The 14,180-nt window shown below is 32.0% G+C and carries 12 protein-coding genes and 1 pseudogene; 5 read left to right on the top strand and 8 right to left on the bottom strand.

Features of this window, described 5'->3' with window-relative positions:
- Positions 1 to 153: 153 nt before the first annotated feature.
- The 5 genes from FAF07_RS17365 to FAF07_RS17345 all read right to left on the bottom strand — a co-directional run bounded on the left by FAF07_RS17365 (position 154) and on the right by FAF07_RS17345 (position 7,081).
- Positions 154 to 2,802, bottom strand: coding sequence for a cation-translocating P-type ATPase (locus FAF07_RS17365; RefSeq protein WP_142786314.1), 2,649 nt, complete (start codon positions 2,800 to 2,802; stop codon positions 154 to 156).
- Positions 2,803 to 3,203: 401 nt separating this feature from the next.
- Positions 3,204 to 3,398, bottom strand: a complete 195-nt coding sequence (locus tag FAF07_RS18920) for a BON domain-containing protein (protein WP_142786313.1) — start codon at positions 3,396 to 3,398, stop codon at positions 3,204 to 3,206.
- A gap of 120 nt (positions 3,399 to 3,518) precedes the next feature.
- Positions 3,519 to 4,418 carry a universal stress protein gene (locus tag FAF07_RS17355; protein ID WP_142786312.1) on the bottom strand — a complete coding sequence of 300 codons (900 nt, stop codon included), beginning with the start codon at positions 4,416 to 4,418 and terminating at the stop codon, positions 3,519 to 3,521.
- A gap of 267 nt (positions 4,419 to 4,685) precedes the next feature.
- Positions 4,686 to 5,756, bottom strand: coding sequence for an AI-2E family transporter (locus tag FAF07_RS17350; protein WP_262710934.1), 1,071 nt, complete (start codon positions 5,754 to 5,756; stop codon positions 4,686 to 4,688).
- A gap of 977 nt (positions 5,757 to 6,733) precedes the next feature.
- Positions 6,734 to 7,081, bottom strand: a complete 348-nt coding sequence (locus tag FAF07_RS17345) for a porin family protein (protein ID WP_142786310.1) — start codon at positions 7,079 to 7,081, stop codon at positions 6,734 to 6,736.
- Positions 7,082 to 7,366: 285 nt separating this feature from the next.
- On the opposite strand from FAF07_RS17345, the gene FAF07_RS17340 reads away from it, so the two are divergent.
- Both FAF07_RS17340 and FAF07_RS17335 read left to right on the top strand, forming a co-directional pair.
- The gene (locus FAF07_RS17340; protein WP_142786309.1) at positions 7,367 to 8,014 is read left to right on the top strand and encodes a dienelactone hydrolase family protein; all 648 of its coding nucleotides are present in this window, start codon (positions 7,367 to 7,369) and stop codon (positions 8,012 to 8,014) included.
- Positions 8,015 to 8,020: 6 nt separating this feature from the next.
- Positions 8,021 to 8,653, top strand: coding sequence for a phosphoribosyltransferase (locus FAF07_RS17335; RefSeq protein ID WP_142786308.1), 633 nt, complete (start codon positions 8,021 to 8,023; stop codon positions 8,651 to 8,653).
- Positions 8,654 to 8,671: 18 nt separating this feature from the next.
- Here the strand turns inward: FAF07_RS17335 and FAF07_RS17330 are convergent, their stop codons facing one another.
- The 3 genes and pseudogenes from FAF07_RS17330 to FAF07_RS17320 form a co-directional block, all read right to left on the bottom strand.
- Positions 8,672 to 9,130, bottom strand: coding sequence for an erythromycin esterase family protein (locus tag FAF07_RS17330; RefSeq protein WP_246067731.1), 459 nt, complete (start codon positions 9,128 to 9,130; stop codon positions 8,672 to 8,674).
- A 316-nt stretch (positions 9,131 to 9,446) separates the two neighbouring features.
- Positions 9,447 to 9,752 (bottom strand): annotated as a pseudogene (locus tag FAF07_RS17325) (ferritin-like domain-containing protein); the annotation flags it as partial.
- A 459-nt stretch (positions 9,753 to 10,211) separates the two neighbouring features.
- A complete protein-coding gene (locus tag FAF07_RS17320) occupies positions 10,212 to 10,709 on the bottom strand; it encodes a nicotinate-nucleotide adenylyltransferase (protein WP_142786305.1) in 498 nt (165 codons plus the stop codon).
- A gap of 224 nt (positions 10,710 to 10,933) precedes the next feature.
- Between FAF07_RS17320 and FAF07_RS17315 the strand changes: the two genes are divergently transcribed.
- The 3 genes from FAF07_RS17315 to FAF07_RS17305 all read left to right on the top strand — a co-directional run bounded on the left by FAF07_RS17315 (position 10,934) and on the right by FAF07_RS17305 (position 14,178).
- Entirely contained in the window at positions 10,934 to 11,320 is a 387-nt protein-coding gene (locus FAF07_RS17315) for a hypothetical protein (RefSeq protein WP_142786304.1), read from the top strand.
- 1,132 nt (positions 11,321 to 12,452) lie between these two features.
- On the top strand, positions 12,453 to 13,304 hold the full coding sequence (locus FAF07_RS17310; RefSeq protein ID WP_142786303.1) for a universal stress protein: 852 nt from the start codon (positions 12,453 to 12,455) through the stop codon (positions 13,302 to 13,304).
- Between the two features lie 22 nt (positions 13,305 to 13,326).
- The gene (locus FAF07_RS17305; protein WP_142786302.1) at positions 13,327 to 14,178 is read left to right on the top strand and encodes a universal stress protein; all 852 of its coding nucleotides are present in this window, start codon (positions 13,327 to 13,329) and stop codon (positions 14,176 to 14,178) included.
- The last annotated feature ends 2 nt before the right edge of the window (positions 14,179 to 14,180 follow it).

The following is a 14,180-nucleotide window of genomic DNA, read 5'->3' as shown; positions in this document are numbered from 1 at the left end:
TTGTTTTTATAGGTTACAGCTTGTTATAGTTAAAAAACTAACCATTACATGTTAGTAAAACTATTATATTTTATAGTTGTCTACCATGATATTGATCAGTTTGAAATACCAATTCCTTCAATTATAAAGCAAGTATGTGATTATAAACAAGTTCTAAACAGTTCCTCCAAAACGTTTAATAGCTTGAGAAATTAATAGAGAGCATAAGACAAAAACACCAATTGTTATAAATTGGTCCATTGTTAATGGCACAAGTAAAAGTACTTTTCTGGTTAATGGTATGAGATATACTGTAACAACTATTAGCAATGAAAGTATAAGGGCGAGCCAAACCCAAAGGTTTTTGGTAACTTCGTTTTGAAAGAAAGAAAAACGACGATGAGGTATATTAAATACATTAATTAGTTGCGCAAAAAGAAGCGTAAAAAAAGCCATATTGTTAACTGTTCGATAAGGAAGTTCCAAAATTATGTGTGCATAAAATGAAATACCAATAACAGCCAAGGTAATAGACATGCCATAAATAATTGTGGATATCCAGAGTTTTCTAGTAATAATAGGCTCTTTAGGATCACGTGGTAATTGCTTCATTATATCTTTTTTACCCATACCCATACCCAGAGCCAATGCAGGAAACACATCTGTAACAAGGTTAAGAAAAAGTATTTGAAGGGGTAATAATGGGAGTGGTAAACTAAATATTGCAGCAATTGCAATTGAAATAATCTCTGCAAAATTACAAGATAGAAGATATACAACAAAATGACGAATGTTTTCATAAATAGTTCTTCCTTGACGAATAGCTAATTCGGTTGAAGTAAACCTGTCATCCATTAAAATAACGTCAGCTACTTCTTTAGCAGCTTCGGTACCACGTATTCCCATTGCAATACCTATATCGGCTTTCTTTAAAGCTGGTGTATCATTAACACCATCACCAATCATACCTACAATAGCATTATGTTTTTGATAAAAACATACCATGTCTAGTTTTTGTTTTGGTGTCATTCTAGCAAAGACTTTAGCATGTAATATGGTTTCTTCTTTTTCGGAGCTAAGATTATCAATATCCATAATCAATTTTCCGTGAATAACCGTGTTTGCATTATCTTTTAAGTTTATTAATCCAACTTCTTCGGCTATTTTTCTGGCAGTATCTGGATGATCTCCAGTTATCATTACCACTTTAATCCCAGCATTTTTGTATGTTTCTATGGCTTGATTTACATCTTTACGGGGAGGATCAAAAAAACCAATAACTCCCAAGAATACTAAATCCTGTACCAGCATATTAGGTTTGGGCTTATTATCAGTATACCTAAAAGCAAAGGCTAAAGTTCTTAATCCATTAGAGCAAAGCTCTTTAACATGATTGAACCATGCTGCTTTATCAATAAATGGTTTTACACCATCTTTTGTTAAAATGTAATTACAATGATTAATTATACTTTCAAAAGCCCCTTTAACACATGCTTGATAGCCAGTGCTGTAAAGGTTTAGGGTAGCCATCCATTTACTTTCAGATTCGAAAGGAATTTCTTTAATTTCTGGATGCTTTTGTCTTATTTCCACAACATTATAGCCAATTTTATAAGCAAAATCGATTAAAGCCATTTCTATAGAATCAGGATTTTTATCCAATTTTTTGGACTGAATATTGTTACACAATACAGCTACTTCAATAATTTTGTTTAATGCTAAATGTTCTTCAGAATAATGTCTAATTGATTCTTTATTCTCTAAGTTTTTATAGTCTAAAACACTGCCATACATTATAAGTTTATGAACTGACATTTTATCTTGAGTAAGTGTACCTGTTTTATCAGTGCATACTATGTTTGTTTCTCCTAATGTCTGTACTGCCTCAAGTTTTTTAATAATAACATTCTTTTTTGATAGTTTTACCATTCCTCTTGCTAAGGCAATTGTTGCCACAATAGGCAATCCTTCTGGAATGGCGGCTACTGCCAATGCAATACCCGTTTTTATCATTAAGGTGATGTCCTTCCCATTAATATAGCCACTAATAACTATTAAAAAAGCTAGACATAACGTAAGCCAAATAAGCCAAATACTTAGTTTATTTAGTTTTTTCTCTAAAGGTGATCTTTCTTTTTGGGCATCTTGTACCAAATTACTTATTTGCCCAATATACGTTTGATCTCCTATAGCTGTAACAACAGCTTTTGCCGAACCTCTAACAACTATAGCACTTTTAAAAACCATGTTGGAACGTTCGGCCATAGGTGTTTGTATAGAAAGTTTAGCTTTGTTTTTTTCTACTTGATTACTCTCGCCAGTTAAAGCGGCTTCTTTAACTGCCATACTTTGACATGTAATTAAACGGGCATCAGCAGGAATAACGTCACCCGAGGTTAGTAATATAATATCACCCGGAACTAAAAAGCGTGTTTTTAATTGTTTTGTAATACCATTTCTTATCACCTGCGCAGAAGTTTGTGCAATCTTTTGAAGCGCTTCAAAAGAGCGTAATGCCTGCCATTCCATAAAAAAACCTATAATGGCTGTAAAAAGAATAACAGTGAGTATTGCAAATCCTTCCAACCATTCATTAAATGCAAATGCTAAAATAGAAGCAGTACCTAAAACATAAATTATAGGATTTAAAAATTGTTCAAATAATATAAGCCAACCACTTTTTGCCTTTTTATAGGTAAGTATGTTTTCTCCATATTTGGATTGACGTTTTTTTACTTCAGAAGTTGTCAATCCATCATCTGGGCTAACTTGTAGTTTTTTAGTAACCTCTTGTACTGATAATGAATGTGGTACTTTTATCATTTATATTATTTTTCAAAAACTTAATATTCTTCATTTTGATAAAAGAAAGCTATTTTAAAACCTAAAACTGATAACAATAATTTCTTAAAATGCCCTGACAATTTTAAAATTATCAAGGCGTTTTACAATAAAAAAGTAAACGTATCAGTAAGGATTTATACATACGCTGGATAATAATCTACCCGTAAATTATTTTCTACTTTACACAAGGAGCAAAAAAACAGCTTTACGAGCCTCTTCTTTTTTTTGCTAGTGAATATACCGTGCCAGACAATTTAACGACACGACCATCTACTTCAACCTTAATGTTTTTTGCTTCAAGTTCAGCAGATATTTCAAATGCTTTGTTAATTGTGTTTTAAATTTCAAAATGTTCTACAGCTTGTTTTGAATTAATATTATTAATTATGCCCTTCATTATTAATTACGCCCTTCGCTCGTATTAAATTTAAAACGGCCTTTTCGGTAGCTGCCTTTTTAGCATAAGAATCAACAACTCCTGTTAACGTTACAATACCATTTTCTACAATCACTCCAATTTGAGTTTCGTCAATACTTGGTTGCCATGCTAATTCATCTAAGATATCTTCTTTAATTTTGAATTTGTTCTCATATAATACGATTTTAAATCAAACCATAATAGTTTAACTTAAAAGTACATGCATGGGAGTGCTTTGCAAATGATATCAATCAGTTAGGTTGATTTTGAAAACTGTTCAATATTCCATTATTTTTTTGTTACCGGGTATATTTGCTTTTTTAGATTTTGTACTATGTTTACTGAAAGCGAGTAGCGGTATGGAGACCGTGGCACCTATATCTTTTACTAAATCTTTACGTGAAAATAGGTTAAAACCACTATTGTGTTTACGTTCTAACATAGCTAACATAGCTAACATAGTGGCGTGCTCTTTCTTTAAAACACTTAACAAACCAGATTTAACTTTGACAGACGTGATCGTTCTAAACGTAATTTCCGAATATGAAACCTCTTTTAAAAGGATGTTCTTAAATCTTTCCATGTTTTCTTTGGCGTGATAGTGTTCCGTTTCAAAAACATGAATAATTTCTATAAGTGCCCCAAACGGGATTGCAATTTCTATGAGTTTTTTTATAGACATTATGTCTTCTTTCTCAAAATCTGTAGCATAAACTATTGTTGAAAGACCCTCATGCCTTAAACCGTTTGGCACTATCAATATTGGTAGTTCAATTTTATCCAAAAGAGCCTCAGCTATGTTACTAGAAAAATATCTTCTTTTGCTGCGACTATCTTTCATACCTAAAATGACCAAATTTGGTAGTAGCATCTTAGATTTATCAAGAATACCATTAATAATTGAAACATTTTCAACGGCATGTATGGTAATGGGTTTTTGGCGAAATTCATTTTTAAGATGCTTTGTACAGTAATTTGTTAAAATATCTTTTTGCTCTTGTTGCATGCGTTTTTTTAATAATTCTTTAGGTTGAATTGTTAAAAAGTTAATTGGGGGAAAATCATAAACGTGCAAAACATGTAAATCCGCTTTCATAATAGAGCTAAAACGATAAGCATACCTTAATGCATTGGCATCATTATCAGTACAATCTGTGCCATATAGTATTGTTTTCATAGTAAGGTTTTTTAACCTAATAAATCTAAGATGATACCTTGTTTTATGAAATGATATATGTCATAATAGCATGCTTTATTTATTCTTTTTTTAGAAAAAAAATACACATGAACCCAGCAATGGTATTTATTTAAACTTGATTTTAATGTCATTTAGAATATTTGGAGCCTCGTAATGGCGGGAACCCTAAAATAGCATATGCTATTGACAACCATTTCGTTAATGGTTAAGAATCTGGGTTATCATTTTCATTCGAGATCTATATGTTTAGGGCTTATCTTTTATTTCTTCAAAGAAAAGGCCGAAAAAACGATGTTTGGGATTATCAAATTCGTCTAGAAAAATGTTCCCTTTTCTAGAAAGGCCATTTTCCATTAAGTAACTGATAGGTGCCAGTGCATCAAAACTTCTAAAAACCTCTTTCAGAACTGCTAGCATCGGTAAGGCGAGAATCATACCGGATATGCCCCACATAAATCCTCCCAAAAAAAGACCGAGAATGATGAATAGTGGGTTGATCTTAATACTGGGTCCCATGACATTGGGAGAAATAAGATTACCTTCTATTTGCTGAATTAGGATATAAAGGCCAATAACCGCCCATGGCTGCCATAAGGTATCGGATACAAGCAACATATATGTAAATGGTAGAACACCTCCAATAGTGGTGCCCACATAAGGAATAATCTCAAGAAACCCTGCTAAAAATCCCCAGAAAAAAGGATAGGGAACACCTATTAACCACAAGCCAGTTCCAATTAGAAGTCCTAGGATAATGATGACCAATCCTTGACCGATCATATAGCGTTTGGTCAATTTTTGTATTTGACCGAATAATTGCTCCAGTGTTTTTCTGCTACCTCGATTTACTTGCGAAATCATAAAATTTTTGAATGCGGTCCTGTACAATAGCATAAAATAGGTAATCAGAATGATCAACGTGATATATGCGAGGAGTGCCGTGCCAGATTCAAAGCTATCCTGTAAAAAACCCACTGAGACGTCCAAAAATGAACCAAAATTTTCAGAAATCCAATCTGACGATGTTTGGGGATCCAATTGCAATTTCCGATTTAGCCAATCCATAAATACAGAAGTAATGCTTTCCAATTTTCCTTTTACAGATGGAAGTCCCATAAATAGAATTCTGGACTGATTGAAAAAAAATAGAATCAAGACCACTAGCGGAAATACCGCAACTAGGTAAGCCATCAGTATGGAAAGGATTTTATTTCGAATTCTTTTCTCAAAAAAGCTTACAATAGGCTTTAGCATCAAAGCAAAAAAAAACTGAATAAAATAGGCATAATAAGAACCTTGGCAGCAATTAACAACCAAATAAACAATACCAAGCTGCTAGAGAAATAAAATATATTCGGTAAATTAAGGGTGTATCTTTTCATCTGGTCGGATCATTTATATTTTTAATTCGAATATATTGCAGAACTCAACGATTTGAAATATCGCGTTGGGTTTTAGGTATCGCTGACTATCACTTAAAAGTACGTAAGGAGTGCTTTTGCTACAATGATTTTTGTCAGTTTGAACAATGTTGATCTTTTAGGAGCAACTCAGAATTTTCTGGATCATCATACATACAGGTCTAAGGTCTGGTTTTTGGCAAGACAGTAGTATAATAACCAGTGCGTTTGCCAAAAAAGCAATTCGTATCCTACGTTGAATTTTTTTTTTGAAAATAGGTGGTAAAAAACAAGATGCAATGTCCATGCTGATGTATCCTATGGCTTCAAAATCCCAAAATAAAGAATGCGGCGTTTGGATAAGAAGTTGAATTTTCCTTCCGTCCTTAACATTGCTGGAATAACTGTAGCCAATTGCACCACATAGTTCGCTGTAACGAATACGGCATAAATTATGGTAAAAATCAATGCAGTGTGGTTCCAAAACTTTTTCTCTTGAGGAGTAACATAATGTAACGCCGGTATTTCAATCAAAAAAGGGAAGACAATGCAAAGTGAAAAAGCATATATGAATATTTCGTCATAAGGATAGGTTAGCGCTCCCAATAGCTGTAATACTTGGGTAACTACAAATAGAGCATTGGCACCAAATACCGTAGTGTCTGACCAATACTAATGACATTAATTTAATTTGCACAGTAGCGTCTTCTTTGTGAGCATACCAGTAACTTTTGCCTTCATGAAAAACAAGCGGGTAGGAGCGTCAAAAAAATCATATTGCTCTGATTTAAAAGTGAACAATATTTTCTCTTTTCACACATTTCACCTTCAAAAATCAGTTTAGCATTATTGATTTTTGGTTTACCAACAACACCAACATATTTATAATCATTTTCAAAATCCCAAGTTGCTATCGCCAACTTTGAATAGATAAGATAGTGATTCAGGACTTCCTATTGGACGAATAAACTGTAACCCGAAAGCATATCCTGTTCCATCTAAGTCGAAATCTGAATCCTCAATTCCAAAATTATTATAGCCCCAACCAGCATAAGCAGAAAGGTGTTCCATAAAGCGATATGCAACAGTAACTTCAAAACCAAAGCCTGTTTTAATGCTTGAATATTTAAAATCTTCAGAAATACCTGGTCTAAATTCTGCTGACCATTTATTTTGTGCAAACAATATGTTTGAGAACAGTAATACTAATATTATCAGAAATGCTTTTTTATAATTTTTCATGATAACGTATTATTTATTGTAAAATAAAAATATAACAGTGGACAAATTAGGGCAATGATATTAATCAATCTTAAAAGGCTTTTTCTTCTTTAAAAGCACCGTTAGAAGCTGTGCTGATATAAATCATTTTATACAAGATTTTCAAGCCTTATTTTTAAAATTAGACTGTAGTACTGTGTTAGTAAGAGAACTAAACTCATTAATAAAAGAGAAAAATATTAGAATAGATGAAAATGTTGATTGGCCAATCATATACGAACTTAATAAAAACAAAACCATAAATAGATGAAAACGATATATAACACCTACAAAGACATTAATATTCCCATTTCAGAAATAAACTTAATGGGACGAATTAGACATGTTAAGAATCAAAAAGGATTAATTATATTTTCACACGGAAGCGGTAGCAGTAGGTTGAGTAGTAGGAATAACTATGTCGCTGATCTACTTCAGCAAAATGGCTTTTCCTCATTGCTCTTTGATTTATTGACTGAAGCAGAAGATACCATCTATGAAAACAGATTTGATATCAATTTATTTGCACAACGACTAATACATGCAACCACATTTATGGCTGAGCAAGATAGGTTTACAGATGCGGCTATTGGTTATTTTGGGGCAAGTACAGGCGCTGCCTCTGCTTTATATGCCGCATCAGAACTGGGAAATAAAATAAAAGCCATAGTTTCCAGAGGTGGACGACCCGACTTGGCATTACCCATTTTACATAAAATTAAATGTGCAACACTTTTAATAGTAGGAGGTGATGATGATATGGTTATTGAATTGAACCAAAAGGCCTATTCTAAGCTGGCTGGAATTAAGAAAATAGAGATTGTTGAAGGTGCTACACATTTATTTTCTGAACCAGGTAAATTAGAAGAGGTGGCACGGTTAACTAACAAATGGTTTGATAAATACTTAAAGTAAAATATCATGAAGTTCAAAGATAGAAATGAAGCTGCTGAAATACTGGCAAAAAAATTACAAAAATATAAGAATTCCAATGCCATTATTATGGCGATACCAAGAGGCGGTGTTCCTTTGGGATTTATTATAGCCAATGCACTAAAATTACCATTAGAGGTGATACTTTCTAAAAAAATCGGACATCCTTATCATAAGGAATTTGCCATTGGTGCAGCCACGTTAAAAAGTAGAATTTTAAGTGACGCAGCAAGAAATGTAGCACCTCAATATATTGAAGATGAAACAAACAGGATCAAAGAGCTTCTTAAAAAGCGTTATAAAATGTATTATGGAAATAAAAAGCCTATGGAGATCAAGGATAAAACAGTGATTATTGTGGATGATGGTATTGCCACAGGTAACACTATTTTGTCTACAATAAAAATGCTTCATGATGAAAAGCCAAGTAAAATAGTTGTGGCAATACCCGTTGCACCACCTGATACCTTGCGCAAACTTCATAAGTCACCTTTCATTGATGAGGTTATTTACATTTTATCACCAGAAAATTTTCGGGCAGTTGGACAGTTTTATGACGATTTTGATCAAGTAGAAGATAAAACGGTGAATTATCTTTTAAATAAAGCCCATGCGAAATGAACACTAGCAGATTATAATTTATGTGTCAATAAAGCCAAAAGGATGAATTTTAAGGAGTTTGGTCGCTTGTTTTTTCGCTGAAATAGGGGTTATTGCTTTTGATTCATTAAACCAAATATATTCATCAAATTGTGACGCAAGAAGGCACTGAAAATAGTGACTCATAAGTTCTGTTTTTAGTTGGTAAATCACCCCTATGGCACGTTCAAGTTTTGGAATACTCAAAAATCCCATTAGTTTTTTATTAGAATCATTTTCGCGTAAATGCAGCGTGAAATTTGTAATGTTGGTTTTATGGCAGAGATTTTTATAACTTCCTTCCACTGAATTGTTAACAGCCATCACTTCCATTGTACCACCCCAGTTTTTAGCAGCAGCAACCGTTCCTATATGCGTTCCAAATCCTATGTGATAAGATTTGGAACCAAAATGTTCCTTGCATAAATGCCCTATATTAATTTCACCTCTGGTATACATTTCTGTGGACAAGGCATTACCTATGTGCGAATTATGTGCCCAGACAACAACTTTAGCCTCGGTGCATAGTATTCATAATGGTATTTGGAACAGTTTTGCTTAATAACGCTGCTCCAGAATCCCCCTTTCTATCTGCCGAATTACAATACAGTTTATAGGTGTTTAAAGGAGATATTGTTTTTGTAAACTCAATATTTTGAGCTTTTGTTTCTTTAATGCAAAGTATATCTGGGTTTAATTGCTTAATAGATTCAAAAAAAAACCTTTTTTATTATGGCGCGTAGGCCATTAACGTTCCACTAAATAATGTTCATCCCTAAGTTGTCCATAACCCCAATTCGGCAACCATATAATTATCTTCATTATAAGCAGATTTTGTTAGTGCATAGCATTGCTTTGTAATTTCTGTTTCATGATTGAAAGCTAATTTTATAACATTTAGAAGGTTTTTAAAATCCTGTTCGGGTTTTGATAAAGCAGGTGTTATGGGTTGCAGCCCATTTGCCAATAATACTTCTCTGGTTTTATCGGCATGTTTGAGTTCTTCTTCACTATATTTTATGAATAATTTACCTGCTCCCAAAAAGTCTGTATTTGTTGTCCAAAGTGACATAGAGGGATATAATTTTGATAAAAATTATTCTTGCTCTATTCGATAATTAAGAAGTTTTAGGATAGACTCACTTAAAAATTGAGATTTTGTGTTCATTATTTTATTTTAAATTATACCATTAAAAATATAGTTATGTAATCTGTGCTACAATGATATATTTCATGTGTTTATATTTATTGTTTTTTATTGGTCACATGCGACATCCATTTAATCATTTCACTTGGGTATCAAGTTTTAGTTATGGATGTTTCATAATGACAAAGTAGCCATGGTGTAATGTAAATTAATTCTAGAAGTCCAATCAAAACACGACTGATTTTTGCTTTTATGGTAATGAGTCTGTTGAGAGAAGCACATAAAAAAGCACTCCCGAAAAGTTGGAAATGCTTTTAATACTTATGTATGTTTTTAAGATATGGCGTCTTTTAATCACATGGATAAATGGGGGTTGAATATTTAAATTAATTGTTATTGAAAATTGCCTTGATCATCCACTTTAACTCTAATACGTTGCTTACCATTCTCCAAGGTAATTTTATATAATTTTCTTATGTTGCCAGTGTCATGATAATTAACCAAATATACATTTTTGGAAATAGACCAATTTGGAAATCTATTCACAATTGATTTCAAAACAGGTGAAGGCAAATTGATATCTTTATATCTTTCGGCTGTGCTCAATAAATCACCTTCATTATTATAAGATGCAAGTATTTTCCCTTCTGGAATAATAAAATAAACATCATATAAATCATATTCGTCTGAATAGATATCTAAGTTTTTTACATTAAAATCACTCACTTTTAATTGTAATTTTTCAACTGGTATAGCTACATCTTCCGAGTTTACACTGTTTAAGTATTTATAATTATGTACAATAACAACTTCTGGTAATTGTGTGGGGTCTTGAGCAAAGATTTGGGTGGTTAATCCCATAAGAAATAAACCGAGCATTAATTTTTTCATAATTCAAACTTTTAAAAGTTAATATGAAATAAAAATAGCCACATAAATCAATTTAGAAAATGATAACCATCAGTTACGGGCTAAATCTTAGGTTAATTATTTTCTGTTTTTAAAGTCGTCAGTTTATATCATTACTATTTAACCAGCATGTTAATAGGTTTTGGGAAGCCTACAAGTTACCATACAGATGTTCCATTTTTAGTGTTACATGAAAAAAAAAGATTATGAACCATTCTATTTTTTTAGCGAAGTTTTGGGGTTGGTACCTCATTATTTTCTTTTTGATATTAAGTTTTAACCCCAAACGGATTCAGCAGGTTTTTAATGATCTTAAGGATGAGAAATTTTTAATTATTGGTGCATTTTTAGCCATTATTATAGGCTTAATCAATATATTAATTCACAACATTTGGGAACCTAAATGGACCTTCATTATTACCATCATTGGTTGGAGTTCTTTGTTTATGGGCTTATCATTGTTTATATTTCCCAAGCCTACAGTAGCTTGGTTGGAATTTATTAATATCAAACTGGTACAGGTTATTTACACCTTATTATTTTTAATAGGGCTTTTTCTATTGAATATGGCTTATGTTATTGTACCAATATAAATTTCTTTTCAAAACTGATGGATATCATTTCCTAGTAAGATTAAGTCATTTAAATTAGCCTGTAATTACAACGTTCTTTTAAAATAAAAATCAAAATAAAAATCAGGTTTTATCATTATAACATGATGAGACCGGGACAAAGTATTTAAAGCTATTATGTGTCCGAATAAATCTCAATGTAGTCTTTTAGTGATAAGGGGTTCATTGTAGAAAATTATAAGATACATTAATGAAATTAAGTACTTTGAAGAACCAGGAAGTTCCGGCTTTCTGGTTCTTATAAAGCATAGGTTTTGTTATTGAAAAATGATGAAGCCGAAACAAAGTATTTGAAGCTATTGTTTAGCAGAACAACCTCAGTGTAGTCTTTAGAAATAAAGAAGATATTGCAGAAAACTGAACGTTAGGTGATGCCATTAGATACTTTGGGAAAACAGGAAGCTTCGGCTTCCTGTTTTTAATAAAATGACGCATTAATACCGATGCCATTTTGTTTCGAAACTGATATATCATTTCCAAATAGAAAAAAGAGATTTAAATTGGCATCATAATTAAAAAGTTTTTTACATAGTTATAAAAAATAGGTATTGTTGTTGCAAAACGATAATGCCGAAACCAAGTATTTGAAGCTATTGTTTGGCAGAACAACCTCAGTGTAGTCTTTAGCGATAAGGAGGATATTGTAGAAAACTGAACGTTAGATGATGACATTAGATACTTTGGGAAAACAGGAAGTTTCGGCTTCCTGTTTTAATCAAAACAACTAGAGATTTCATTGTAAAAATGCTTAATCTAGTTTAGAAACGTTTGAAGATATTATTTAACTGAAGATTTAATATAACTTTCATTAGGTGTATTGATGATTAGAAAAGGTTAATTGATAAAATCGAATGTTTTAAAGAGGAAACAGGAAGTTTTGGCTTCCTGTTTCTATCTTTTAAATGTGGCTATTAATCAATTCACATGCTTAGGTTGTGAAGAAAAAAGGGAATGTTATGATTAACAATTCCTTTTTTTTGTTTGTAAATAGGCAATTAAATAACTAGGAAGACTTGCTCAGTTCTTTAATCTGATATATATCATAGTTTTAAAACGGTTTAATTTTTAACTTTAGTCATAATAATTGATGGCCATGAGAAAAATATTAATTCCCACCGATTTTTCTGAGAACGCTATGAATGCGCTCATGTACGCTTTAGAACTTTTTAAATATGAAAAAAGCGTGTTTTACATTATGCACGCCTACCAAGATGACATTTATACAGATGATCAATTATTAAATAATCTAGGCTTAGAAAAAGTGACTACACAGGTTAGCAAGACCTCTGAAGAACAATTGGGAAGTATTTTAAAGAAAATTAAACAAATATCTCCAAATCCAAGACATATTTACAGGATTATATCATCTAATAATTTGTTAATGGATGAAGCAGATAAAATTGTTGATGATAAAAACATAGACATCATTGTCATGGGAACCCGAGGTAAAACAAATGATAAAAAAATAACGCTCGGGAGTCATACCTTGCAAGTTTTAAAATATGTACAATGTCCTGTACTGGCCATACCAGAGCAATATCAATACACGCAACCTAAGCATATACTTTTCCCTACCGATTTCTTGATCCCATATAAACGAAGAGAATTAAAATTGCTTTGCGAAATGGCCTGCCCCTATAGAGCAGTTATAGACATACTTTACATATCATTAAGTGAAAAGTTATCCTTGCGGCAACTCGATAATAAAAATTTCATAAAGGAGGAGTTATGCAAAACCCCAACCCATTTTAAAACCGTAAAAAGCAAACACATTATTAATTCTATATATAAATATATCAAACAGAATAAAATAGATATGCTAGTTATGGTCAATACAAGACATTCATTTTTAGAGAATATTTTGTTTCAATCGAGCACTATAGATGAATTGAGTTTAAATCTGGGTATTCCATTTCTAGCATTGCAAAATATGAGACGACCTTAAACTATTAACTAAAACGTATATCATGAAAAAGATTCTTCTTCCCACCGATTTTTCTGAAAACTCTTGGAATGCTATCAAGTACGCGTTACAACTCTTTAAGAATGATACTTGTAAATTCTATTTGTTAAATACCTATACACCGGCTATTTATCATGTAGAATATGTTTTAGTGAGTCCTGCTCAATTTGGTTTAGGCGACGTGATTAGAGAAAACTCTTTAAAACATTTGGATACCTTTGAAAAAAAAATAGAAAAGGAATTTAATAATCCAAAACATACCATAGAAAGCATATCCGCTTTCAATACACTTATACTTGAAATTAAAGAGGTTGTAATAGAGAAGGGTATAGATTACGTTGTTATGGGAACTAAAGGCGCTACAGGTGCCATAGAAGTGTTATTTGGGTCAAACACCGTACACGTATTTAAAAATATAAAATGTCCCATATTGGCCATACCAGAAAACTTTGAATTTGAAGCTCCTCATGAAGTCTTGTTTCCAACAGATTATGAGGTTCATTATCAAGATCATCACATAAAACCGATATTGGATATTTTATCGTTTTATAACTCCAGAGTTAATATTCTAAATGTGTCCTATGGCTATGATTTATCTGAACAACAAGAAAAGAATAAACAAAATCTAGAAGATTATTTTAAAGAAGTAGCACATTTATATCATAGTGTAAGTGGTCAAACTGTTCCTCAGGCCATCACTAATTTTCAATTAAAATCGCGAATAAATATGTTGGTCATGATTAATAACAAGCATTCATTTTTTGAGAACTTGTTTTTTAAATCTACAATCAATCAGATTGGATTTCATTTAACTATTCCTTTTCTGGTCATTCCAATACAAACAAATAAAACTTAAGG

The sequence above is a fragment of the Changchengzhania lutea genome, from assembly GCF_006974145.1.
GTDB lineage: Bacteria > Bacteroidota > Bacteroidia > Flavobacteriales > Flavobacteriaceae > Changchengzhania > Changchengzhania lutea.
This window is presented reverse-complemented; position numbering and strand designations above follow the sequence as displayed.

Excerpts from the sequence above, each read along its gene's own strand:
- FAF07_RS17365 (WP_142786314.1), bottom strand. The coding sequence starts at position 2,802 with ATGATAAAAGTACCACATTCATTATCAGTACAAGAGGTTACTAAAAAA.
- FAF07_RS17355 (WP_142786312.1), bottom strand. The coding sequence starts at position 4,418 with ATGAAAACAATACTATATGGCACAGATTGTACTGATAATGATGCCAAT.
- FAF07_RS17345 (WP_142786310.1), bottom strand. The coding sequence starts at position 7,081 with ATGAAAAATTATAAAAAAGCATTTCTGATAATATTAGTATTACTGTTC.
- FAF07_RS17340 (WP_142786309.1), top strand. The coding sequence starts at position 7,367 with ATGAAAACGATATATAACACCTACAAAGACATTAATATTCCCATTTCA.
- FAF07_RS17335 (WP_142786308.1), top strand. The coding sequence starts at position 8,021 with ATGAAGTTCAAAGATAGAAATGAAGCTGCTGAAATACTGGCAAAAAAA.
- FAF07_RS17330 (WP_246067731.1), bottom strand. The coding sequence starts at position 9,130 with ATGTATACCAGAGGTGAAATTAATATAGGGCATTTATGCAAGGAACAT.
- FAF07_RS17320 (WP_142786305.1), bottom strand. The coding sequence starts at position 10,709 with ATGAAAAAATTAATGCTCGGTTTATTTCTTATGGGATTAACCACCCAA.
- FAF07_RS17315 (WP_142786304.1), top strand. The coding sequence starts at position 10,934 with ATGAACCATTCTATTTTTTTAGCGAAGTTTTGGGGTTGGTACCTCATT.
- FAF07_RS17310 (WP_142786303.1), top strand. The coding sequence starts at position 12,453 with ATGAGAAAAATATTAATTCCCACCGATTTTTCTGAGAACGCTATGAAT.
- FAF07_RS17305 (WP_142786302.1), top strand. The coding sequence starts at position 13,327 with ATGAAAAAGATTCTTCTTCCCACCGATTTTTCTGAAAACTCTTGGAAT.